The organism is Moritella viscosa (assembly GCF_900120065.1).
Lineage (GTDB): Bacteria > Pseudomonadota > Gammaproteobacteria > Enterobacterales > Moritellaceae > Moritella > Moritella viscosa.
In genome coordinates, this window is record NZ_FPLG01000007.1 from 1 (window position 1) to 24,948 (window position 24,948).

22 protein-coding genes are annotated in these 24,948 nt (G+C 41.0%); 14 read left to right on the plus strand and 8 right to left on the minus strand.

Annotation, left to right across the window (positions count from 1 at the left end):
• Positions 1 to 397: 397 nt before the first annotated feature.
• Positions 398 to 1,663 (minus strand): ATP-dependent RNA helicase SrmB, encoded by a 1,266-nt coding sequence (gene srmB / locus BT797_RS01120; protein ID WP_045108956.1) that lies wholly within the window; start codon positions 1,661 to 1,663, stop codon positions 398 to 400.
• A gap of 321 nt (positions 1,664 to 1,984) precedes the next feature.
• Here srmB and BT797_RS01125 point away from each other — a divergent pair, with 321 nt between their 5' ends.
• The 5 genes from BT797_RS01125 (at position 1,985) to BT797_RS01145 (ending at position 7,020) form a co-directional block, all read left to right on the plus strand.
• The gene (locus BT797_RS01125) at positions 1,985 to 2,953 is read left to right on the plus strand and encodes an inverse autotransporter beta domain-containing protein (RefSeq protein ID WP_045108957.1); all 969 of its coding nucleotides are present in this window, start codon (positions 1,985 to 1,987) and stop codon (positions 2,951 to 2,953) included.
• Between the two features lie 50 nt (positions 2,954 to 3,003).
• Positions 3,004 to 3,747, plus strand: coding sequence for a tRNA1(Val) (adenine(37)-N6)-methyltransferase (locus BT797_RS01130; protein WP_244534088.1), 744 nt, complete (start codon positions 3,004 to 3,006; stop codon positions 3,745 to 3,747).
• Positions 3,748 to 3,959: 212 nt separating this feature from the next.
• The gene (gene brnQ, locus BT797_RS01135) at positions 3,960 to 5,285 is read left to right on the plus strand and encodes a branched-chain amino acid transport system II carrier protein (RefSeq protein ID WP_045108958.1); all 1,326 of its coding nucleotides are present in this window, start codon (positions 3,960 to 3,962) and stop codon (positions 5,283 to 5,285) included.
• Between the two features lie 123 nt (positions 5,286 to 5,408).
• Positions 5,409 to 5,591 (plus strand): DUF2065 domain-containing protein, encoded by a 183-nt coding sequence (locus BT797_RS01140; RefSeq protein WP_045108959.1) that lies wholly within the window; start codon positions 5,409 to 5,411, stop codon positions 5,589 to 5,591.
• A gap of 130 nt (positions 5,592 to 5,721) precedes the next feature.
• The gene (locus tag BT797_RS01145; protein WP_045108960.1) at positions 5,722 to 7,020 is read left to right on the plus strand and encodes an adenylosuccinate synthase; all 1,299 of its coding nucleotides are present in this window, start codon (positions 5,722 to 5,724) and stop codon (positions 7,018 to 7,020) included.
• Between the two features lie 181 nt (positions 7,021 to 7,201).
• Here the strand turns inward: BT797_RS01145 and ispB are convergent, their stop codons facing one another.
• Positions 7,202 to 8,173, minus strand: coding sequence for an octaprenyl diphosphate synthase (gene ispB, locus BT797_RS01150; protein ID WP_075470911.1), 972 nt, complete (start codon positions 8,171 to 8,173; stop codon positions 7,202 to 7,204).
• 319 nt (positions 8,174 to 8,492) lie between these two features.
• Between ispB and rplU the strand changes: the two genes are divergently transcribed.
• The 7 genes from rplU (at position 8,493) to BT797_RS01190 (ending at position 16,044) form a co-directional block, all read left to right on the plus strand.
• Positions 8,493 to 8,801, plus strand: coding sequence for a 50S ribosomal protein L21 (gene rplU, locus BT797_RS01160; protein ID WP_006034531.1), 309 nt, complete (start codon positions 8,493 to 8,495; stop codon positions 8,799 to 8,801).
• Positions 8,802 to 8,817: 16 nt separating this feature from the next.
• Positions 8,818 to 9,075 (plus strand): 50S ribosomal protein L27, encoded by a 258-nt coding sequence (rpmA, locus tag BT797_RS01165; protein ID WP_019441736.1) that lies wholly within the window; start codon positions 8,818 to 8,820, stop codon positions 9,073 to 9,075.
• 294 nt (positions 9,076 to 9,369) lie between these two features.
• Complete coding sequence (gene cgtA / locus BT797_RS01170) at positions 9,370 to 10,551, plus strand: Obg family GTPase CgtA (protein ID WP_045108962.1); 1,182 nt, start codon at positions 9,370 to 9,372, stop codon at positions 10,549 to 10,551.
• A 406-nt stretch (positions 10,552 to 10,957) separates the two neighbouring features.
• Positions 10,958 to 12,307, plus strand: a complete 1,350-nt coding sequence (locus BT797_RS01175) for an NCS2 family permease (RefSeq protein WP_045108963.1) — start codon at positions 10,958 to 10,960, stop codon at positions 12,305 to 12,307.
• A gap of 197 nt (positions 12,308 to 12,504) precedes the next feature.
• A complete protein-coding gene (locus BT797_RS01180; protein ID WP_045108964.1) occupies positions 12,505 to 12,852 on the plus strand; it encodes an ArsR/SmtB family transcription factor in 348 nt (115 codons plus the stop codon).
• A 48-nt stretch (positions 12,853 to 12,900) separates the two neighbouring features.
• Positions 12,901 to 13,527: an HD domain-containing protein gene (locus BT797_RS01185; RefSeq protein ID WP_045108965.1), complete on the plus strand. Its 627-nt coding sequence runs from the start codon at positions 12,901 to 12,903 to the stop codon at positions 13,525 to 13,527.
• 186 nt (positions 13,528 to 13,713) lie between these two features.
• Positions 13,714 to 16,044 (plus strand): zinc/cadmium/mercury/lead-transporting ATPase, encoded by a 2,331-nt coding sequence (locus tag BT797_RS01190; protein WP_075470913.1) that lies wholly within the window; start codon positions 13,714 to 13,716, stop codon positions 16,042 to 16,044.
• A gap of 80 nt (positions 16,045 to 16,124) precedes the next feature.
• Here the strand turns inward: BT797_RS01190 and BT797_RS01195 are convergent, their stop codons facing one another.
• Positions 16,125 to 17,000, minus strand: a complete 876-nt coding sequence (locus BT797_RS01195) for a GGDEF domain-containing protein (protein WP_045108967.1) — start codon at positions 16,998 to 17,000, stop codon at positions 16,125 to 16,127.
• 262 nt (positions 17,001 to 17,262) lie between these two features.
• On the opposite strand from BT797_RS01195, the gene BT797_RS01200 reads away from it, so the two are divergent.
• Complete coding sequence (locus BT797_RS01200) at positions 17,263 to 19,227, plus strand: monovalent cation:proton antiporter family protein (protein ID WP_075470915.1); 1,965 nt, start codon at positions 17,263 to 17,265, stop codon at positions 19,225 to 19,227.
• A 1-nt stretch (position 19,228) separates the two neighbouring features.
• On the opposite strand, the gene BT797_RS01205 is transcribed toward BT797_RS01200, so the two are convergent.
• On the minus strand, positions 19,229 to 20,356 hold the full coding sequence (locus BT797_RS01205; protein WP_045108969.1) for a patatin-like phospholipase family protein: 1,128 nt from the start codon (positions 20,354 to 20,356) through the stop codon (positions 19,229 to 19,231).
• A gap of 206 nt (positions 20,357 to 20,562) precedes the next feature.
• On the minus strand, positions 20,563 to 22,284 hold the full coding sequence (locus BT797_RS01210; RefSeq protein ID WP_045108970.1) for a proline--tRNA ligase: 1,722 nt from the start codon (positions 22,282 to 22,284) through the stop codon (positions 20,563 to 20,565).
• Between the two features lie 173 nt (positions 22,285 to 22,457).
• On the opposite strand from BT797_RS01210, the gene BT797_RS01215 reads away from it, so the two are divergent.
• On the plus strand, positions 22,458 to 23,072 hold the full coding sequence (locus tag BT797_RS01215; protein WP_045108971.1) for a transglycosylase SLT domain-containing protein: 615 nt from the start codon (positions 22,458 to 22,460) through the stop codon (positions 23,070 to 23,072).
• Positions 23,073 to 23,110: 38 nt separating this feature from the next.
• Here the strand turns inward: BT797_RS01215 and BT797_RS01220 are convergent, their stop codons facing one another.
• Genes BT797_RS01220 through rcsF form a run of 3 tightly spaced genes read right to left on the minus strand, consistent with a single transcriptional unit; the run spans position 23,111 to position 24,904 of the window.
• Positions 23,111 to 23,749 carry an acyltransferase gene (locus BT797_RS01220; RefSeq protein WP_045108972.1) on the minus strand — a complete coding sequence of 213 codons (639 nt, stop codon included), beginning with the start codon at positions 23,747 to 23,749 and terminating at the stop codon, positions 23,111 to 23,113.
• Positions 23,742 to 24,515: a tRNA (N6-threonylcarbamoyladenosine(37)-N6)-methyltransferase TrmO gene (tsaA, locus tag BT797_RS01225; protein WP_045108973.1), complete on the minus strand. Its 774-nt coding sequence runs from the start codon at positions 24,513 to 24,515 to the stop codon at positions 23,742 to 23,744. Before tsaA ends, BT797_RS01220 begins: the two co-directional genes overlap by 8 nt.
• A 2-nt stretch (positions 24,516 to 24,517) precedes the next feature.
• Entirely contained in the window at positions 24,518 to 24,904 is a 387-nt protein-coding gene (gene rcsF / locus BT797_RS01230; RefSeq protein WP_045108974.1) for an Rcs stress response system protein RcsF, read from the minus strand.
• Positions 24,905 to 24,948 lie beyond the last annotated feature (44 nt).

Consider the following 24,948-nt stretch of genomic DNA (forward strand, 5'->3'; position numbering starts at 1 on the left):
GAAGACCAAAGGATTAAGTTACAGGATGTGACTCAGAAATAAATCAGGATCGATTTATTGTGCTAGGAAGGCAAAAGGACACTCCGACGGATTGGGAAGTGGAAATTTAATGGAATGAATAGAGTCAGGACTTAGCAGGGTTGCTACACGTTTCATGGATTGAAAGTATAGACTTTAGGGCGGCACAGTGTGCCGCCTTTTCTATATCTGGAATTTAATAAATACACTATTCAACGCTTTTCTATTCAATACTCGCCTACGAATTAACTATCGACATGACTTATCGTATACAAAGCCAATTTATTTTTAATACCTAATATTAAGATACAAAAAAGGCGCTAAATAAATTTAACGCCTTTTTTAATCAAGCAAATTCAAGTCATTGTTTGTTTAGTGATTACTTGCTTTTAGACTTGTTTTTCTTGGTGCGTTTTTTAGCTTTAAGTTTTGCTTTCGCTGATACTTTATTTTTACCAGTCGCCGCTACTTTTGCTTTTTTCTTAGTTTTCGACATTGCAATTTTATTGTTTGGTTTCAAACCTTGAATTACACGACGTTTAATCGTTTCTTCAGTATAACGTTCAATTTTACCGAAGATACGTAGATCATGCGCCTCAACTAATGAAATTGCAGTACCTTTCTTACCGGCACGTGCTGTACGGCCAATACGGTGAACATAAACTTCAGCACTACGTGGTAAATCAAAGTTAAATACATGGCTTACATCTTGAACATCAATACCACGAGCGGCGACGTCAGTCGCAATCAGTACTTTTACTTTATCGTTTTTAAATTGATTTAATGAACGAGTACGTTTTGCTTGATCCATCTCTCCACGTAAATAAGCACACGGAATACCTTGAGACTGTAAATAGCTTACTAATTCAGCCAAACGTTCACGAGTTTTTACAAATACGATAGAACGAGTTGTGCTTTCGTCGCGTAACCAATGCACTAACAAGGCTTGCTTGTGTGCATGATTATCAACGTGATGCATTAGTTGGTGAATTTTCGCTTTTTCTTTACGTGAAGGATTTGCTGTAAATTCAGCTGGCTCTTTCAATAGTTCTTCAGCAAAACGCTCAATACCACGACCTTCTAGGGTCGCAGAAAATAGCATTGTTTGTTGACGACGAGTCATTTCATCAGTGATTTTTTTCACGTCATCATAAAAACCCATATCTAACATACGGTCTGCTTCATCTAGAATCAGTACTTCAACGGCTGCGCATTCAAATGCGTCACGACGGATATATTCTAATAAACGACCCGGTGTAGCGATGACAATATCAAGACTATTTTTTAATACTTCAGCGTGTAGCGCATAATCAACACCACCCGTTACCATAGATACTTTATGGTCAGTATAGGCCGCTAGCATTTTAGCTTGTTGGAATACTTGACTCGCGAGTTCTCGCGTTGGTGTCAAGATAAGTACTCGTCCAGGGCCTAATTCACGACGTGGAAAGTCAAGAAGATGCTGAACAGCTGGTAATAAAAATGCCAGCGTTTTACCTGTACCTGTCGGTGCAGATGCAAGGATATCTCTACCTTCCATGGCAGTTGGCAATACTTGCTGTTGAATCAATGTTGGTTTAACAAGATTATTATCAGTAAGTGCTGCAATTAATTCAGGGTCTAGATCGAGACTTTCGAAGTCCATAAAACTACCGTATAACAAGAGGTTAAAAAGGAAGATGAAGTTATCATTTGCTGTACATAACAAAGACACGTCAACTTTTTGATCGTTAATCGGCCATTATGGCAGATATGGGGGCTAGAGGGTATTAGTTTTATACTCAGGTGATGAAATAATCGCTATTATAGTACTGACTGTTTATTGGTATTATTGGTACGATAGAATCGTTGATTAGGATATTTAAATGCCCGATTAGTAATTATATCGATTGATTATATTCATTAGCTTGGAGGCTATAATTTTGTTATCTTAGCCTAGTTATTTTATCATTAAGGTATTTTTTCGATGAACCCACGTGGTCTATTTTCTGCTGTAGTATTATCTTCTTCTGTTACGCTGTTACTATCTTTATCTCCCTCTATTCATGCGGCTGAAGATAAGTACTATTCTGAAAATGAAGGTGAAATTTCCAATCAAGGTTATTGGGGGAAACAGCGCGGTCATGTTGGCGGCGAAGAACAACGTAAACCATCACCAGTGGTAGAAGATGCTGAAGAACCTAAATTTACACCGTTTGAATTACCTGAGCCGCTTTATTCTAATCTTAGTTTTGGCATAACGCTACACAGTAATTATGATGATTATGATAGGCATGGTACTTCGTTAGCGAATAACCCCGGGATTGATTACGTACTCGACAATGTCTTTGCTGATGATCTTGTTTGGCAAGCGAATGTCGATTACAAAAATAAAGATATATTAGTCTCTAATGGTATTGGTATTTTACCTGAAGATAGTCTTATTGGTGTGGGCGTTAATGCCTTTTGGGATGTTGAACTTAATTCCGGTAACCACCGTTTGTCGCTTGGTACTAAATATGATGATCCTAATTATATCTTTAATCTGTCATCGAATATTTATCTACCGTTGTCTGGTAAAGGTGACAAAGATGACCTAGTTAACAGCGTGGATATTCGTGCCGAGGGAGCAATAACGACAACTGTACAATTCCATAGTTCTTTTGAATACTTCTTTGGTGATGATATTCAAATGAATGACGATTACGATCCTTCTGATAATAGTCATAAATTAACTGTGGGTCTTGATTACACGCCAATCGCATTATTGCAACTGGGAGCTGAAGCAACCAAAGTGAAAGATCATGATGTTGGTTATGGTGTGTATCTTTACTTCAACTATAATCCATGGCGACCATTTAGTGAACAACTAGAACTTATTTTAGATAATGGTTTTTCTATGCATCAAATGATCCCATTCTCGCGTTCTAAAGTACTTCCGCACACAGCAAACTAGTGTAGAGTACCGTCATCGTAATAGCGCGCAGATAAAAGTGTGGGAATACTGTGACAAATAAAAATGATGGTTTTAGCTTTAAACAGTTTCATGTTTCACACGTTGATTGTGCGATGAAAGTAGGAACTGATGGTATTTTACTTGGCGGCTGGGCGGATGTGACAACAACGTCCGAAGCACAACTAAAAGCACTTGATATTGGTACAGGATCTGGCCTTATTAGCCTTATGTTAGCGCAACGCTGTAAAGGTGAGTTACAAGCAACCGCAATTGATATTGACGAATTAGCGTGCCGACAAGCAAAAAAGAATATTGATAACTCACCATGGTCATCTTCAGTCGTAGTTAAACATGTTGCTTTACAGCCATTCACCCAAGCATATAAAGATGAAGATACTAAGTTTGACCTTATTGTTTCTAATCCTCCTTATTTTGTTCATGGCCAAGATTTTGCTGATGACGCCCGTAAAACAGCAAGACATACGGGAAGCTTAACACATCAAGAACTTGTGGGTTGTGCGCTGGAATTATTATCACCAAATGGGCGTGTGGCTCTTGTATTACCTCATGATGCTGGTTGTGAACTTGTTAATTACTGCCAACAATTAGGTAATTTGAAAATAACGTGTCTTAACATCAGAACAACGCCTAAAAAGGCTTACAAACGTATGTTGATGAGCATTTCTCGTGGTGGTAATGAGTTGAAAAACCAGTCGCTTACTGTGCATAATCCTGATGGTAGTTACTCCCATGCTTACCAAGCTATCACTAAAGATTTTTATTTAAAAATGTAATTTCATTATAGTGCTGGCAGATTTACTCTTGCACTTAATTACCAGATTGTTAGTATCGGTAATTAACGGGTGAGTGGCTGATACAAAATTCTTTACAAGAACATAATTATAATACTTTGTGCTACACCGGCTGGAGAGTATTTCTCCATGCTTACTTCACGGAAGAAGTTGATAAATGAAAACACAACAATATCTAAGCAGAGAGTATATTAATGACAATTAAGTTAAAAACAGCTGATGTTTTAGCCATCGGTTTTATGACGTTCGCCTTCTTTTTAGGCGCGGGCAATATCATCTTTCCACCTCTAGCTGGTAATCTTGCTGGGCAATCATTTATGCCTGCAATGGCTGGTTTCCTTGTGACCGCTGTCGGTTTACCACTTATTACAATCATCGCAGTCGCAAAAGCAGGCGGTGGTTTAATTACCATGACTCGTTTTTTACCGGCAATGGTCGGAACCGCGATTGCTGTGGCCATTTATGTCATTATTGGTCCAGCCTTTGCTGCACCAAGAACAAGCTTGGTTGCTTATGAAATGGGGATTAAACCTTTCCTCGGTGATGCCGCTAACGATACGACACTGGCTTTGTATTCTGTTATTTTCTTCATTATTACTGCTTATTTCGCTTTAGGCCAAGGTAAAATGATTGATAATATCGGTAAAATCTTAACTCCAGCATTAATTATTCTGTTAACAGTATTAGCTATTGCGGTCTTTATTATGCCACAAGGTGATATTGGCGTGGCACGTGAAGCGTATGTCGATAGTCCTTTTACCAAAGGTTTCCTTGAAGGTTATAATACTATGGATACCTTTGCGTCATTAATGTTTGGTATGTTGATTATTAACGTACTTAAAAGCAAAGGCGTAACAGATAAAGCGGGTCAATTTAAATATTTAGTTATGGCGGGCTCTATCGCAGCAGCTGGTCTTGCATTTGTTTACGTTTCACTATTCTATTTAGGTGCAACGAGCCAATCTCTAATTGCTGTTGGCGCTGATGTAAATGGTGCGATGATCTTAGCTACTTATGTACAAGCATTATTCGGTATGCCAGGTCAGTACATTTTAGCTGCGGTAGTAACATTAGCCTGTTTAACAACGGCTGTTGGTCTAGCCAGTGCGGTTGCAGAGTTCTTCCACGAATTAAAACCACAATGGTCATACAAAATGTTAGTTATCATTAACTGCATCCTATGTGCGATTGTTGCGAACGTTGGTTTATCTCAATTAATTAGCATTTCTGTACCGGTATTATTTGCGGTATACCCACTTGCGATTGCGATTGTGGCACTTATCTTATTGCAAGAGCGTTTCCCTAATCCACAATTTGCTTTTCGTTTAGTGATGGTTATTGCATTCATGTTTGGTGTATTAGATGGTATGAAGGTAGCTGGTTTGGCAATGAGTGGTTTTGAGTTCTTGCCATTATTTGATCAAGGTTTAGCTTGGGTATTACCAACAACAGTTGCTATAATAGTATCGATTGTTGCAATGCGTCCACAGACAAACTTGGGTACTGCTACAGCTAAATAGTTTGGTCTTATGCTCGAAATGAGAGCTGATTATGCTAATTTTAAATCCGTTCCCTAGTGAGCGGATTTTTTATGTTGTTTTTTTGGTGCTCACGCTTTTGTGGCACTATAATGAGGTGGTTTGATGGGTAATGAACTGTGGTTAGCGTTAGCGATTGTATTGATCATCGAAGGTGTTATGCCTATGTTGATGCCTAAGCAATGGCAGAAAATGCTTTTCATTATTACTCAACAGCCAACTGATAAAGTACGTAAATATGCGGGTTGCCTAGTCGTTATTGGCATCGTGCTATTGATTACGTTCTAATATTTTTGTACAACAGAACAACAAGTAAAGTTGTATTTTCCGATTTTAATGAGATAGAAATCAAATTTTCTAAACATTTTGATTTAAATTTTGCTAGAATCCTCTTTTAACCAACAACCGCGACGGTATCATGGGAAAGAATGTAGTTATTCTCGGCACTCAATGGGGTGACGAAGGTAAAGGTAAAGTAGTTGATCTACTAACTGACAGAGCTAAATATGTTGTGCGCTACCAAGGTGGTCACAATGCTGGTCACACATTAGTAATCAATGGTGAAAAAACAGTTCTTCACTTAATTCCATCTGGTATTTTACGTTCAAACGTTAAATGTATCATTGGTAACGGTGTAGTATTAGCACCTGATGCATTAATGACTGAAGTTAAAATGCTTGAAGAGCGAGGCATCCCAGCTCGTGAGCGTATGCTTATCAGTGAAGCGTGTCCATTAATCCTGCCATATCATGTATCACTAGATGCTGCCCGTGAAAAAGCACTTGGCAAAAAAGCTATCGGTACAACTGGTCGTGGTATCGGTCCAGCTTACGAAGATAAAGTAGCGCGTCGTGGTTTACGTGTTGGCGATCTATTCAACATGGAACAGTTTGCTGTTAAATTGAAAGAAGTAATGGAATACCATAACTTCCAACTACAGCATTACTATAACGAACCTGAAGTAAGCTACGAAGATGTACTAGCACAGATGCACGAAGTTGCACCTATTCTACTAGACATGATCGTAGACGTAACTTCACTTCTTGATGATGCACGTCGCCGCGGTGATGACATCATGTTTGAAGGTGCTCAAGGTACGTTACTTGATATCGATCACGGTACTTACCCGTATGTTACATCATCAAATACAACTGCAGGTGGCGTAGCTACTGGTAGTGGTTTTGGTCCATGTCACATCGATTACGTTCTTGGTATTACTAAAGCTTACACTACGCGTGTTGGTTCTGGTCCATTCCCAACTGAACTTGATGATGAAATCGGTAATCACCTAGGTACTAAAGGCCATGAATTTGGTGCTACTACTGGACGTGAGCGTCGTTGTGGTTGGTTTGACGCAGTTGCAATAAAACGTGCAATTCAGTTAAACAGCATCACAGGTTTCTGCCTAACTAAACTAGACGTATTAGACGGTTTAGAAACGTTAAAAATCTGTACTGGTTACATGCAACAAGACGGTTCAATCCTAGACGTGCCGCCAATGGCTGCTGACGGTTATGAACTTGTTGAACCTGTATACGAAGAAATGCCAGGTTGGAGCGATGTAACATACGGCGCAACTTCTCTAGAGCAACTTCCAGAAGCTGCAATCGCTTACATCAAGCGTATTGAAGAAATTACGGGCGTGCCAATTCATATCGTATCAACTGGCCCAGATCGTAACGAAACAATGGTATTAGTTAACCCATACGACGTATAAGTCTGTCTGGTTATACTGATAAATAAAAGGTCGCTGATGCGGCCTTTTTTGTGCCTGTTATTTATAATCGTTAATGTAAAATTACGTGGTTATTTGCGTTTGTTATAGGTACAAAAAAGCCGCATGATCTCTCATACGGCTTTTTAATCTGGATTACGTTATAGCGTTAATTAGCGGCAAATTAATTATTTCTGTTTGCTGCAATATAGGCCAGTGAAATAAGTGCTTGCTTGTATTCTGATTCAGGTAGTACTGCAATGGCTTGAACAGCTAAATCAGCTTCTTGCTGGGCTTTATCAAAGCAATAATTAAGTGAACCAGTACGGTCAAGAATAGCCAGAATTGCATCAAGATTATCCATGCCATTCATCTTCTCGATTGCTTCGCGTACCATTAATGCTTCTTGCTCGGTACCGTTCGCTATCGCATGAATCAATGGTAATGTTGGTTTTCCTTCAGCAAGGTCATCACCGACGTTTTTACCCATTTCTTGAGCGTCTGCCGTGTAGTCCATCACATCGTCAATCAACTGGAATGCGGCACCTAAATGTACACCATAATCTATCATCGCCTGTTCGATGTGCGCTGGTTGCTGAGAGATAACGGCAGCAAGTTGCGTAGCGGCTTCAAATAGCTTGGCTGTTTTGTAGTAGATGACATCCATATAACGTTTTTCGTCAGTGTCTGCATCATTACAATTCATTAGCTGTAATACTTCACCTTCTGCAATCACATTAGTTGCATCAGACAAAATATCGATAATTTTACTGTTATTGAGTTTTGCCATCATCTGAAAAGAGCGTGAGTATAAGAAGTCACCCACTAACACGCTTGCCGCATTGCCAAATGCAGCATTCGCCGTTTCACGACCACGACGCATGTCTGACTCATCAACCACATCATCATGTAATAAGGTTGAAGTATGAATGAACTCGATGATAGCGGCTACATCAACATGTTGTTGACCTTGGTAACCCAGTGCGCGTGCACTTAACGTTGCTATTAGTGGACGAATGCGTTTACCACCACCATTTACAATGTAATAACCCACTTGATTTACGAGGGCAACATCAGATTGCAGTCGATCTAAAATGAGTTCATTGACAGCGTCCATATCTTGTTTGGATAACGCTTGAATGGCTTTAATGTCCATGTGTATAAGTTCCGTGCTACTTTTTATAGTTGTATGACGATTTGCAAAGCTATTGATAGCTATATATATCGCTAGCTCTATCTTGATAGTAGGCTACAAGATGAAATTCCCGTCAAATTTATGCCGTAATTGTACACTAAATTGTAATTGCCGAAAGGATTAAGCAGCAGCGATTTACAACTTTACTGCTTATTTATATTTATTTTGAAAATCAGCTTGCCTAACCGGAAAGTTTTGAGTAGAATTCGCGCCATTGTTATAAATTATTATGACGTGTCGCTACCTAAGGTACGCTGGACACGAATCGGAGTCAGAAAACATGTATGCTGTTTTCCTAAGCGGTGGCAAACAACACCGCGTTGCTGAAGGTCAAACTCTTCGTCTAGAACTTCTAGACGTTGAAGCTGGTTCAAGCATCGAATTTAACGAAGTATTAATGGTAGCTAACGGCGAGAATATCGAAGTTGGCGCACCTTACCTTGAAGGTAAGAAAATCACTGCTGAAGTGGTATCTCATGGTCGTGCGGACAAGGTTAAAATCCTTAAGTTCCGTCGTCGTAAGCACTCTCGTAAACAGATGGGTCACCGTCAATGGTTTACAGAAGTTAAGATTACTAAAATCGCTTAATTAGGAGTACTAAAAGATGGCACATAAAAAAGCTGGTGGTAGTACCAACAACGGTCGTGATTCAGAAAGCAAACGTTTAGGCGTTAAACGCTTTGGTGGCGAATCAGTTCTTGCGGGTAACATTCTAGTTCGTCAACGTGGTACTAAATTCCACGCTGGTACAAACGTAGGTTGTGGTCGTGACCACACTCTATTCGCTAAAGCTAGCGGTAAAGTGCAGTTCGAAGTTAAAGGACCACAAAACCGTAAGTTCATTAGCATTGTAGCTGAATAATTTCAGTACAAACTAAGAATTTTTAAACCCCGCCTATATGGCGGGGTTTTTTTATTGCTAAAATAAATATTAGTAATAAAAATAATAAAAGTAGTAGTCATTGATCGAGATTATTTTATCATACTTGCTAGTTAAGCTTGTCGAGTCATAATTCTCCATTGATAAAGTTGATAGCTGCACGGATTAATTTATTGATTCAATTATTTTACGGATGAAGTGATCTTACTGGTTAAGAGATCGATTACTTAATCCGTGCAACTAACTGCATTCCTAATTTGTAGGAGCGATAGCGAAATGAAATTTGTAGATGAAACCCTAATCAAAGTTGAAGCCGGTGATGGCGGTAGTGGTTGTGTAAGCTTCCGCCGTGAAAAATATGTTGCTCGTGGTGGCCCTGATGGTGGTGACGGCGGCGATGGCGGTCATGTATATATGATTGCAGATGAAAACTTAAATACGCTAGTCGATTTTCGTTTTGTCCGCTTCCATAAAGCGGAACGTGGTGAGAATGGTCGCCCTAAAGATCAAACTGGTGCTCGTGGTGAAGATATCACTTTACGTGTTCCTGTTGGTACGCGTGTAGCTGATGATGATACTGGTGAAGTTATTGCCGATCTTGTTATGCACGGTCAACGCAAAATGGTTGCTAAAGCTGGTTTCCACGGTTTAGGTAACACTCGTTTTAAAAGTAGTGTAAATCGAGCTCCTCGTCAAAAGACACTAGGTACACCAGGTGAAGTGCGTAACTTACGTTTAGAGCTTATGCTACTTGCTGACGTTGGTTTATTAGGTTTACCAAATGCTGGTAAGTCTACTTTCATTCGTGCGATTTCTGCTGCGAAACCAAAAGTTGCAAACTACCCGTTTACAACATTAGTACCTAACCTAGGTGTAGTAAGTGCAAGCCCAGAGCGTAGCTTCGTGGTTGCCGATATCCCAGGTCTTATTGAAGGTGCTTCTGATGGTGCTGGTCTAGGTATCCGTTTCTTACGTCACTTAGAACGTTGTCGTCTAATGGTTCACATTGTTGACCTATTACCTGAGAACATGACTGATCCAGCTGAAAACGCAAAAGTTATTGTTAGCGAACTGGAAAAATACAGTGCTAAGCTAGCAGCTAAAACATGTTGGTTAGTATTTAACAAAACCGATCTTGTATTAGATGAAGAAGCTGAAGAAACAATTAAAGCGGTTGTGGCTGCGATTAATTGGGAAGGCGAAGTTCATACTATGTCTGCTTCAAGTGGTGTTGGTACCAAAGACCTTGTCCGCGCTATGATGGAACAGATTGAGTCTATGCCGCGTCCTAAGATCGAAATGCCGATTGAAGATGATGGCGATGTTGGTTTCTTATGGGATGAATACCATAAAGACCAAATTGCTAATCACGCCGTTATTGAAGACAGCGATGATGATGAAGATTGGGATGATTGGGACGAAGAAGATGATGGCCACGTTATCTATGCTCGTGACTAAGCCTCATTAAGCGTTACGTTTATATTAAAAATACCAGCCTCGTGCTGGTATTTTTTTAGCTAAAACGATACTTTTAGGCGTTTGATCTATAATGTTCACTGAAATCATGGTTTTACATAATAAAAGTATGCTTTAATGACAAAAAACTTTCAATTCAACTCAAATTAGCAGATAATCCCGCCCGTTCACAAAGTGAATATAGCAGGTAATAATTACCTATATTTTAAATCCGGTTATTTAATAATTGTCAGCTTAGAACTTTCCACTTTTCCGCTAAGCGACAGCCATTTATTAAACAGCCAGTCACCTTGGTTTGTATCTATCAGTTGCATTAAAGAGCAATAAGTACAGACAGCCACTGTCATGCAGTGAGTAAGGTGAACGAAACAAAAAGTGAGTACCCTTAATGAATACCGCAAGTCAATCTACCTCTGCTTCAACTAACACTTCTGCTTTTGCAACTTTGATGGAAAAGTTGTTTAAGTTAAAAGCACATAATACGACGATAAAAACAGAAGTAATGGCAGGTTTAACCACTTTTGTCACCATGGCTTATATTCTATTTGTTAATCCTGATATTATGTCGATTGCGGGCATGGATTACCAAGCGGTATTCGTTGCAACAGCACTCAGTGCAGCCATTGGTTGTATCTTCATGGGTCTTTATGCTAACTGGCCTGTTGGTCTAGCACCGGGCATGGGGCTTAACGCTTTTTTCACCTTCGCGGTTGTAAAGGGGATGGAATATACGTGGGAAGTTGCATTAGGCGCGGTATTTATTTCAAGCGTTGTATTTGTCATCATGAGTGTGACTAAACTACGCGGTTGGATCATCGACAGTATTCCAAGCAGCTTACGCTACGCAATGACTGCGGGTGTTGGTTTATTCTTAGGTATCATTGGTTTAAAAGCAGCTGGCATTATCACAGCGAGCCCTGCAACGTTAGTTACACTGGGTAACTTTCATGATCCTAAAGTTATCTTAGGTTCACTCAGCTTCTTAATTATCGCCATCTTAGCAACACGTAAAGTATTCGGTGCGGTATTAATTGGTATTGTTATTACCACTGCAATCAGTGCGTTTATGGGGTTGATCAGCTTACCTGAGCAAGTAGCATCACTACCAACTGGCTTATCAAAAACATTCATGAAAATGGACGTAATGGGTGCGTTAGACGTATCTATGGTCAGTATTATTCTCGCATTCCTATTTGTAAACATGTTTGACACAGCCGGTACCATGATTGGTGTCGCTGAAAAATCAGACATGTATAACAAAGATGGCAAAATCGAAAACCTAAACAAAGCATTAACAGCAGACAGTATCGCAAGTGTTGCGGGTGCGGTAATTGGTTGCCCACCAGTAACAACATACATTGAAAGTAATGCGGGTATTGCTGAAGGTGGTCGCACGGGCTTAACGGCGGTTGTTGTTGGTCTACTATTCTTAACCGCGATGTTCTTTGCACCGATTGCACAGATTGTTCCAAGCTATGCAACGGCGGGTGCATTAATCTACGTTGCTTTCCTCATGGTTGGCAGTTTGCATAAAGTGAACTGGGATGAATTCACAGATTACGTACCAGCTGCGATCACAGCAATTATGATGCCGCTAACGTATTCAATCGCAGATGGCATCATCTTAGGTTTCTTATCATTCGCGATCATCAAGCATGCAACAGGTCGCTCTGCAGATGTATCGTTAGGTATGAATGTATTAGCTGTGGTATTTATTGCGAAATTAGTATTCATCTAATTTGAAAGTAGCTTTCTACTGCCGGTAATAGGTTTACCGCTAGTACGATGATACCGGCAATGTAATATTGTTAATATGAAAAAAGTGCCAGCTGAGTACGTTCCTTTCGGTCGTATGACGTTGGCATTTTTGATCTTGCTCCTACGACCTTAGATGTTACACTTTCAGATAATTCAAATTATTATTAGCAGGGCATAATGCCAAAATTAGAACCTCAATGTTGCCCAGAGCCACAGTGTAGTGCAGCGCTACCCGCGTTAGATGATAAACATATCGCATCATTGGCCCATTTATTTCACTTATTAGGGGACGAGGGACGTATACGTTTAGTGCTTGCCTGCATGGGGGGACCTGTGGCTGTGTCTGAGCTATCTGCGGTAACGGGCATGTCACAATCGCTAACCAGCCATCATTTACGTCATTTACGTGAAGCGCGTATTTTACGCTCTGAACGTCAAGGTAAACAAATCCTTTATCGATTGGATGATCACCATATTCGTCATGTGGTACATGATCTTGCTTGCCACGTGACTGAGCATGCATAATTTTTTATTCGAGCCCTAGCTTAAAGGTTTTATTTTAAAGAGAGTGACATGCGAAACCTATTTATCGAATTTTTAACCCAACTTGGTTGTGCCGATCGCGCGCATGATATCGATCACATTGAACGTGTTGTCGCGACTGCAAGGTTGTTAGGTAAATCTGAAGGTGCTGAATTGGCAGTTCTAGAGCCTGCCGCTTGGTTACATGATTGTGTATCGGTTGCTAAAGATCATCCCCAACGCAAGCAAGCTTCTTTATTAGCCGCAGATCGTGCGGTGGCATTCTTACAAGAGATTAACTACCCCCAGCAATATCACCAGGCGATTCATCATGCCATTGTCGCACATAGCTTTAGCGCGAATATTACGCCTGAAACTTTGGAAGCGAAAATATTACAAGATGCTGATCGTATGGATGCTCTTGGTGCTATTGGTATCGCCCGTTGTATTTTAGTCGGGGGAAAGCTAAACCGTCAGCTTTATAGCAGTATTGATCCACTCTGTGCTGAACGTGAACCAGATGACAACGTATATACACTCGATCACTTCTTTACCAAGCTATTAACGCTCGGTGACAGTATGCAGACCCAAGCAGCCAAAGTCGAGGCGCAAAGACGCAGTGTCTACATGCGCGAATTTTTAGTTCAATTACAGTCAGAGTTATTGATGCACGAATAGTGTTATTAATACTTTAAATATGATGGCTAAGACATGAGAGCTAACCCACTTATCGTTAATAATAATGAATGGGTTAGCTTTTTTTTGTAAATACACTTGAATGAAATTTAATATGAACGTATGTTAATATGAATGGTTAACTCGCTTGAACGCTTAACTATCAATTCTATTTAAGAGGATAAACTTATGTCATGTAAAGGCAGCGCTGCAACAGCACCGAAATCAAATCAAGGATGTTGTGCTAACGATCACAGCAAAACACACGTACACGAGCATCAACATAGCGATGAACACAAGACCAGCAGCAATGACACTTGTTGTGCCCATTCTGAATCAAATGAGATCTCGCCTGACGATGAGGAACCCGAGTCCAGTAGTTTAACGACCCGTTTATCCTGGTTAGTGACTGGCATGGACTGTCCAAGTTGTGCCGGAAAAGTAGAAAAAGCTGTTCAAGCATTACCACAAGTTACTCAATGTCGCGTTGCATTCTCAACCGAAAAATTGCTTGTTGATATCGAAGAAGACATTAATAGCAGTACGACTGAAAGTATCAAACAACAAATCAATGACGCCGTGGTTAACGCGGGGTTCAAGTTACAACAAGTAGGTAAAAAGACAGCTGACCGCGAAGAAATCACGTCACTAGCGCAGAGCTTTCGAGAACATTGGCATGCTATCACCTTGGTCAGTGCGATTGTTATTGCCGCACTTCTAACCCAAGTAAATAGCAATGCAAGCCAGTGGGTATTTACCTTCGCCAGTGTATTTGGCGTGATCCCTGTTATTAATCGCTCGATTAAGTTAGCACTATCTGGAACCCCATTCGCAATCGAAACGCTCATGTCTGTCGCGACAGTCGGTGCCCTTATTTTAGGGGAAACAGCGGAATCTGCGATGGTATTAGTATTGTTTATGATCGGCGAAAAACTGGAATCGTTTGCTGCAGGTAAAGCACGTAAAGGCGTTAAATCATTAATGTCATTAGTGCCCGAAGAAGCAACGAAAATTGTGGGTCATGACCGCGTATTAGTTGCTGCTAGTGACTTACAACCAGGCGATATTATTGAAATTAAACCCGGCGATCGTCTACCGGCTGATGGTGCGTTACTTGCTTCTGGTATTAGTTTTGACGAAAGTGCATTAACGGGTGAATCTGTTCCTGTTGAGCATCAAGCTGACGATATTGTAATGGCGGGTAGCTTAGCTGTTAATCGTGTTGCGCAATTACGTGTTGTGTCAGAACCAGGTAATAATGCGATTGACCGTATTCTACATCTGATTGAAGAAGCGGAAGAAAACAAAGCACCAATCGAACGTTTTCTTGATAGATTCAGTCGTTGGTATACACCTGCAATGATGTTATTAGCATTAGTTGTTGTGATTGTGCCACCATTATTGTTTGGCAGCGATTGGACTGAGTGGGTATATAAAGGGTTAACATTGTTACTGATTGCTTGTCCTTGTGCCTTAGTAATATCTACACCTGCAGCAGTGACATCGGCATTATCTGCAGCCAGTAAACGTGGCGTGTTAGTGAAAGGTGGTGCAGCGCTAGAGCAGATTGGCCGTATCCAACAAATTGCCTTTGATAAAACCGGTACATTAACGCAAGGTGTACCCGAAGTGACCAGCATCGTTAGCTTTATTGATGATGAAAATAAGGTATTACAGCTTGCTGCGAGTATTGAACAAACTTCGAATCATCCATTAGCAAAAGCGATATTGATGCATGCGGAACTAAAATCAGTCGCTTTGTTAGCGGTTAGTCATGACCAGACATTAGCGGGCTTGGGTGTACAAGGTGAAGTTCAACTGGGTGAGTCTGCACAGTTAATTAAGTTATTAGCCCCGCACCATATGACCGCACAGCTAGCGCAACTTCCTGAGGTTCGCAGTGCTATCGTAAACCTAGAAAATGGCGGCAATACTACAGTTGTAGTGCTGCAAAACGAGATCGTTATTGGTTTGGTTGCACTGGCTGATCGTATTCGTGAAGATGCGCGTGAAGCGGTAGAAAAATTACAAAAACTTGGCATTAATACCGTGATGCTAACGGGCGATAACCGCCGTACAGCCAAAGTAATCGCCGATTCGCTAGGCATGGAATATCGTGCAGAGCTATTACCTGAAGATAAATCACGTATTGTTGGTGAAATTAACCAAGCTAAAGATACTGCAATGGTAGGTGATGGTATTAACGATGCGCCAGCAATGAAGCGTGCAAAACTTGGTATTGCGATGGGTGGTGGTACCGATGTAGCGTTAGAAGCGGCAGATGTGGCATTAATGCATAACCGATTAGTTGAATTGCCACACATGGTCGAACTTGGTCAGGCAACATTGGCTAATATTAAACAAAACATTACCTTAGCTGTAGGGCTTAAAGCTGTATTTTTGGTGACAACATTACTTGGATTTACAGGACTATGGGTTGCTATTTTAGCTGACTCAGGGGCGACAGCTCTCGTCACAGCCAATGCATTAAGACTATTACGTTTTAATGGTAAGAAATAATACGTCTTAATAGTAAAAAGTAAATATCACGTTTTGTTCTATACTTAACAAAGCTCATCAAACTTAGTTTGGTGAGCTTTTTATTTAATGTTTAATTTACTGTTATACAGGTCTTCATCGGCTGTTCTAAATAAACTCTCGATCGTTTCACCCGTTCGCCACGTAGCTGAGCCAATTGCTGAAGTGATCTTAAATTCGCTCAGTAGTGAGTCATTCTTAATTTCAGTGTCAATACGCTTTACGACTAAGCGAGTTGATTGTTCGGATGCTGGCTGCAAGATAATCGCAAATTCATCACCACCTAATCGGAATGCGACATCACTATTACGGATACTACGCTGTAATACACGCGCATAATGTTTCAAAATGCGATCACCAAATTGATGGCCATAAGTATCATTGATGCGTTTGAAATCATCTAAGTCGGTAATCAATAACGCCATGTTGGATTTATGACGCTGGCATAGGCTATAAGAACGCTGAATGTTTTCATCAAAACTCGCGCGATTATCTAAACCGGTTAAATGATCTTTCATGATCCTTATCTGCATTTCTTGTAGCATTAAGGCGTGCATGAGATTAGTGACCAACAGTTGATGTAATTCTTTTAATACACTGAGTTCATTAATTTGTAATGGTTTGACTGAGCTATATACCAATGACCCCAAATCTTTACCTTGTGCCGTCAAATGATAGTTTTGTTGGAAAACGGCGGTGCAGTCAGTCTTTAATTGAATATTGTTTGCTGCCTCAGTAAAGCTTAAACCGGTAAAGCGGACATGCTGTGCCGCTATTGCGGCAAAATTATGTAACAAAGAATTGACGTCTAGGCTAGTTTGTAATTTTTTTAACGTGGCAATTGTTTGTGCCGAGCTTAACTTTTGTTGTCGCTTTGGCGAAGTAAACCCATAATTAGTATGCATTTTTGGGGCGTTTATTATGCTTAAATTATCCATTTTAACCTCAGTCAAAAAAATCACTAGTCTAGTGTTATTTTTAATCATGCATATTGTGTACCACATTTTATATTTTTAATCATGCATATTGTGTACCACATTTTATATTTTTTGATGGTTAATTAATGCGGATCTTTATTATTGATCCTTTGGTCAACTTGTTAAATTGGGAGCTAGTACATATTCTTTAGTGGCATTGTTTTTTATTATCTTAGTTACGCTATTGATGGCGTTCATGTAACTGCTTAAGGAGGGAGATAATTTGTTTATTGATATTATTCAATTACTTTCCCTTGCGGTTGCATTAGTAGCGTTGTTCCAACGTATTCACTTACCGCCTATTCTCGCGTACCTTGCTACGGGGATGATTGCTGGGCCTTATGGCTTTCAATTAATTGTCGAACAAGCTGATATTGAACTGTTTGCTGAATTGGGCGTGGTTTTCCTCATGTTCTCATTAGGCTTAGAGTTCTCACTACCACGTTTATTGTCGATGCGGCATTTAGTACTGGGACTTGGTGGTGGGCAAGTGCTGAGTGTCGGCGTGCTATTTATGCTGCTTGGATTGTTTGCTTCGCTCTATTGGTCACAAGCATTTGTCGTCGCATCTGCGATGTTAATGTCATCCACAGCGATTGTGATCAAGCAGTTAGCTGAATCTAAATTACTTAATAGTCGCTTATCAAAGCTTTCGATCAGTGTGCTGTTATTCCAAGATATCGCGGTGGTACCTTTCCTTATTATGATCCCGCTATTGGCGCAGCAAAGTGGTGATGTCATGCTGATTGCTGAACAAATGGGTTGGGCAATGGTAAAAGGTCTATTCGCGGTATTCTTGATCTTATCTGTGGGACGCTGGATATTACCAACCCTGTTTAAAGAGATCGCCTTAATCCGTTCTGATGAACTTTTTGTCATGTCGACATTATTAGTGGCCTTAATCGCAGGGCTTATGACTCATTGGTTAGGTTTATCGATGGCTCTTGGGGCTTTTTTGGCGGGGATGATGTTAGGTGAGGGGCCTTATCGCCATCAACTCGAAGCTGATATCCGTCCATTTCGCGATGTATTAATGGGACTCTTTTTTATTACCATAGGAATGCTGCTGAACTTACCCAGCTTACTTGCGGATTGGCCTCGTTTAATCATAGTGCTTGTGGTGATGATGTTAAGTAAGATTTTCCTAGTCTTTATACTCGCAAAGTGGCTAGGAGAAAGCAGCAGTAATGCCCTTAGTACAGGTTTAGTGTTAGCGCAAATGGGGGAGTTTGGTTTTGTATTATTAGCGTTAGCAGGAAAATTGGCGTTATTACCTTTACCGTTAATTTCGACCCTTGTTGGTGTTGGGGTGCTGAGTATGGCGATGACACCCTGGCTCATTGAGTGTCATCAGGGAATCGTGCGGCGATTATTATTTCAGCCTAAACCAAAACGTAAAAGTGGACTGTCACCACCACTTCCAGGGCAATACATTGATCATGTAATTGTTTGTGGTTATGGTCGCAGTGGGCAAACTATCGCGCGCTTCTTAAAAATAGAAGGTATCCCTTATACTGTTATCGATCGTGATCCTGTACGTGTGCAAGAGGCCTTAAATGGTGGTGAAAAAATTGAATTTGGTGATGCCAGTCGCCGAGAAATTCAAATGATGTTAGGTGTCGAGAAAGCTAAGTCGATTATTATCACGTTCAATGATACCGAGAAAGCCATTGAGTTGTTAAAGGTCGTTAAACCATTAACCGATGCGAAGGTACTCGTGCGTACCACTGATGACTCCAATATACTGACGTTACATAATGCGGGGGCGACAGATGTGGTGCCTGAATCCTTAGAGGGGAGTTTAATGATGGTATCGCATGTATTGGCTATTTCAGGCGTACCTATTAAACGTATTTTGAAACGCTTACAGCATGAAAGAAAGGGGCATTATAACCATTTACACGGTTTTTATTTTGGTGGTGAAAGTAATGTGTCTTTTGAAGAAAGTGAAGCGCTAGAAAGGTTACACGCGATCCGACTTGAGTTTGGTGCTTACGCGATTGGTAAAACAGTTGCAGAAGTGAAATTAAAAGAAGTCAGTTACCGTGCAGTGCGTCGACAAGGGATTGAGTTGACTCAAGTTCATCAAGACTTTATTTTTGAAGTGGGTGATGTGGTACTGGTCTGTGGGCCTTCTCGTTATGTAAAACGGGCGGAACATTGTTTGTTAGGTGGTTGGGCTGGCTAGACTATATATTTAAAAAAAACCTTAATTCTTCTTCTTGTTTTAATACATCTTGATAGCCTAAACGCATTAATTCACGTGTATAGTTTTGCTCAAATATCAGATAGGAAGTAATTGAAGAATGGCTGTGTTCATTTACTCCGATGGTGCGTAATAGAGTTCGGATGGTTATGGGTAATTCGTAAAAGTATTCATCGGCAATGGCATTAATATCATGTTCATTGGCTAAGTGGAATAAGCCAATCTGTTTTATATTTAACGCTGATTTTTGTGATTCAGGGGTTAATGTTAGGGTGTCATTAATACGCTTTAACCGCTCAATGTCAGAGTTTAAGGTATCGGTAAAAACGGTATCGAGTAGATGCCCTGCGATATCGGCCCCGGATGGAGTCTGGCGTAATTCTCCTGGTTTTAATTTTCGCGGTGGCTGTTCTGCACCGATCACCAGTAGTTTCTCTGCGCCAAGGTGGATCGCAGGGCTTAATGGTGATAGTTGATGTACCGAACCATCACCATAAAAATCATGGCCTATTTGGGTACAAGGGAAGACTAAAGGGATAGCTGAAGACGCTAATAAATGGTGGGCATGCAATCGTGTTCGTAACCCACTACGACGGGCGCGTTGCCATTCTTGCAATTGCTGATTACCTTGAAAAAAGCTGATGGAATCACCGTTGCTATAATCAGACGCGGTGATCGAAATTGCATCGAGGTGTTGGTGTTGAATGTTAATGTCGATACGGCGCATATCCAAATAACGATCTAGCAGTTTACGCAAGGGTTTATTGTTAAACAGGGATACCGGTTGGCGCGTCACGTGTGGCGACTGAAATCGTGATAAAAAGGTAAGTAACAAGTGCTGAGATATTTCATTAAAACTGCATTGAAATACTTGGTTGGCGTGGAAGTTATTCCAGATATACTCGAGTTTTTTAACCCCCAAGCGGAAGCAACTGGCGTAGCAAGCAATCGCACAACTGTTGATGGCCCCTGCTGATGTACCAGTGATTACTTTAAAAGGTGTACCGTGATTTCGGGGATAAAACTCCGCAATGGCTTTTAGTGCACCGACTTGATACGCGGCTCTTGCGCCACCTCCTGTCAATAATAGCCCCTGTTTAGTTCCTGTCATAATTCTTTAAACCCATAGATAAAGTCCTGCTTAATCAAAGAAGAAATATCCTTTATTAATTATTGTTAAAGACTCACTGCTTCGCCAAATTAATCCTGTGGGATAGGGAGGATTTCTAGATGATCGCGCTTTCAGACACGAAAAAGCCAAGCAGATGCTTGGCTTTGATTGTTAACTTAACCGAAGTTAGTTCATTGCATATTAGCTTATGCTAGTAGGCCTTTAACGTGTGCTACGATATCAGTAACTGCAACTTCCGTTTTATCACCTGTTAGACGTAGTTTGTGGTCAACTAGACCATTCTTCAGACTACGATCGCCGATGATGATGTTGTGTGGAATACCGATAAGTTCAGAATCCGCGAACATAACACCTGGACGCTCTTTACGATCATCAAATAGCACTTCGATACCAGCGGTTTGAAGGTCAGCGTAGATTTTCTCTGCTGCTTCTTTAACTTCTGCTGATTTGTGCATGTTCATTGGGATAATAGATACTTTGTATGGTGCGATTGACTCGTTCCAGATAATACCGTTTTCATCGTGGTTCTGTTCGATTGCAGAAGCAACAATACGAGAAACACCAACACCATAACAACCCATTGTCATTGTTTGCTGCTTACCTTGCATATTCAGTACGCCTGCACCCATAGATTCAGCGTATTGAGTACCAAGTTGGAAGATATGACCTACTTCGATACCACGTTTAATTGACAGTGTGCCTTTACCACATGGGCTTGCTTCACCTTCAACCACGTTACGAATATCTGCAACTGTGTATTCTGCAATATCACGATCCCAGTTAGCGCCAGTGATGTGCTGACCATTAACGTTAGCACCACAAACAAAGTCTGCTAGGTGTGCAGCTGAACGATCAACAACAACAGGACAGTTCAGACCTTTAGGACCGATAGAACCGGCATTGCAGTTTGCTGCTGCTTGGATTTGAGCTTCGTTAGCAAATGTTAACGGAGACGCAACGCCAGCAATTTTTTCTGCTTTTACTTCGTTTAGTTCATGGTCGCCACGTAGAACAAGTGCGATAACGCCTTGTGCTGCGCCTTCTTCAGCTTCAGCAGCAACAAGCAGTGTTTTTACTGTTTGTGTTGCGTCAACGCTTAAGAATTTACAAACGTCTTCGATGCTGTGTGCATCTGGTGTATCAACAACTGTTAATTCTTGCGTTGCTGCAGGACGTTCGCCAGCAGGTGCTAGTGCTTCTGCTTTTTCGATGTTAGCTGCGTAATCGCTGCCGTCAGAGAATACGATATCGTCTTCGCCGCTTTCTGCAAGTACGTGGAATTCGTGAGATACAGCACCACCAATTGAACCTGTATCAGCAAGTACAGGACGGTACTCTAGGCCAATACGCTCGAAGATATTGCAATATGCTTGATGCATTTTGTTGTACGTATCGTTTAGACATTCATCTGATAAATGGAAAGAATAAGCATCTTTCATCAGGAATTCACGCGAACGCATCACACCGAAACGAGGACGAACTTCATCACGGAATTTAGTTTGGATTTGGTAAAGCGTCAACGGCAGTTGTTTGTAGCTGTTGATTTCTTTACGTGCGATGTCAGTGATCACTTCTTCGTGCGTTGGACCTAAAACAAAAGGACGGTTGTGGCGATCGTTAATGCGTAACAATTCTGGACCAAACTTATCGATACGGCCTGTTTCTTGCCATAAATCTGCTGGTTGAACCATTGGCATTAGAGTTTCAACAGCACCTGCTTTGTCCATCTCTTCACGTACGATGTTTTCTACTTTGCGTAAAACTCGTAGGCCGGTCGGTAACCAAGTGTATAAGCCTGATGCCAGACGGCGAACCATACCTGCACGAAGCATTAGCTGGTGGCTAATTACTTCAGCGTCATTTGGAGTTTCTTTCAAAGTTGAAAGCAAGTAATTGCTGCTACGCATAACGTTCCTTTATTTACTAATAAAATCGATATAATAGAGCGATTTTAACAGGGCGGCGCCTGAGTAAACAGTAAAAGTTAGTGATTAGTTTTATTTATTTTTGACTGCTGTCCTTTTATTCGTTTCTCGTAGGTCATATACTGGCAGCCAAAATTGGATTTGTGCTATTTAAAATGAATAAAATACTGAGATTAGCTGCGCTTATAATGGTCAGCAGTGTATTATTTGGTTGCTCGTCACAACCTCGTAATCCGGAAAATATTTGCGATATCTTTATTGAAAAATACGATTGGTACGAAGCGGCCATTGACAGTAAAGATAAATGGGGCGTACCTGTGCATGTGCCAATGGCGATGATGTATCAAGAAAGCTCATTTAAGCATAATGCCCAGCCGCCAATGCAGTATTGGTGGATAATTCCGACAGGACGCGCAAGTTCTGCCTATGGTTATGCCCAAGCAAAAACGGTGACTTGGGGTGATTATGTTAAGGAAACCGGAAATAGTTGGTCAAGCCGTTCTGATTTTCATGACGCCATGGATTTTATGGGATGGTTTATTAATAAATCTCAAAAAATCAATGGTATATCTAAATGGGATGCGGAGAAGCAATACTTGAATTATCACGAAGGTTGGGGTGGTTATAAGCGTAAAAGCTACAACAAAAAACCGTGGTTGAAGAAAGTGGCGAAGAAAGTAAACCAGCGTTCGTTGAAATATGCGGGTCAGTATCGCACCTGTAAAGAAGATTTAGATTCGAACTGGTTATGGCGTCTGTTCTTCTTATAAGCCTGCTTTACTTTATTATATAGAGAAAATTCAGACCGTCACTCGGTCTGAATTTGTTTTAGCAGACTGTCTTTTTTATCCCGTCTATCACCAATTTGACGCGCGGGATTTCCAGCCATGATTGCCCATTGGGGGACATTTTTCGTTACCACACTTTGCATGCCAATCACGGCATTATCAGCGATCGTAACGCCATCGACAATCCCCACGTTAGCCCCAATCCAAACATCTTTACCTATTATCACGCCTTGAGAAGTTGAGGCTTGCTGCCAAATAACTTGGTCAGGATGCATACCGTGATTAGAGGCATGGATACGGCAGTTGTTGGCAATTCGGGTATCATCACCAATGGTAATGCCATTTTTTCCGCCGTCTAATGAGCAACTGTGATTGATCGCAACATTATTCCCCAGTGTCATTGGCCCGTGGATAAAACTCGCAGAGGCGAAGAAACAGTTATCGCCCATGGTGATCTTACGACCGGGTTCTGCAAACATATGGCAATCGGGGGCAATAAAGCAATTGTCACCAAACTCTATGGTTTCGACCGACATAACATAAGTTTGTAGCTCGGCTTGCCACGTTCTTGCCCAGCTTAATGCTTTGGGTTTTAGTTTGTAGTATAAGCCCGGCATCCACGCTAAGCGCCGCTTGTGCTGAGCAATATAATCAATCATTAGTACTTTCCGATTTAGTTTCGTTTACAGCGGTAGTGACTGTCGTAAGAGTTGGTACTGTGTCCGTTTTAATGACAGAAAATACAGTCGTAATATTATCTTCCACTGCCCAACGCACATTAAAGTCATACAACTTTACTCCGTATTCTTGGCGTGTTGTTTTATTCTTTTTATAAGCAGGACGCGGATCTTGAGTTAATACCTGCGTGATAAAGGTCTGTAATTCGGGATGCTTTTTTTTCTGCGCTGCAATTTGATTCAAGGCTTCGTCTGCAAACGTGACTGGCATATCAGCAATGGGTGCATCAGAGGCGTAACCTGCTTGGGCATCAGGTAAACTGTCAGCATAAGGCACGTAAGGTTTGATATCTAAAATCGGTGTACCATCGACCAAATCAATGCCCGATAAATTTAAAATACACTGGTTATTTTTAATTGTAATACCATCAAGTTTTGCTACCGACAGACCTAACGGGTTAGGGCGAAATGTTGAACGGGTGGCAAAGACACCCAAGCGTTCATTACCGCCTAAACGGGGTGGACGTACTGTCGGATTCCAACCTTTATCCATGGTTTCATGGAAAGCAAAAATCAGCCATACATGGCTAAACTGTTCGAGCCCGCGTAAGGCATCTGCTTCATCAAATGGTGGGCTTAAAATGAGCTGAGCTTTAGCAGCGGAAACCAAACATGGTTGACGCGGTACGGCAAATTTTTCTTTATATGGGGTATGGATAATCCCAACTGTTTTGAGTTCAAGTTTCATTATTAACTGTCGTCATTACTGCGGTTTAAAGGATTTACATTGATCGCATCGCCATAACACACATAACTGCTAAGGCAGGCCTTAGATGCGGGTGGTGCGATACATGAACGAATAATAATACCATTGGCATGAAGCGCGGCGGCTTTACGCTTGGCGGCAATTTTCGCTTGTTTTTCTTCTGCTGGTGGCAGGTTATCGGCTGTTTGACAGCTTTCGCCTTCCACTAAACCCAGTTGTTCAACCTGATAATTTTGTAGGGTGTCAGCAGCGTAATATTCAACACCCGAAATAGAGAAGTATTCAGTGAAGTTATCTTTGTCTAAATTCGTCTGTAACGGGTATTTGCTGCAACCGCTCAGTAGTATGGTTAGTAATATTAAATATTTCATGGTGTTTTAATCGAGTGATATTTGGGGTTAATTATAATTCTATC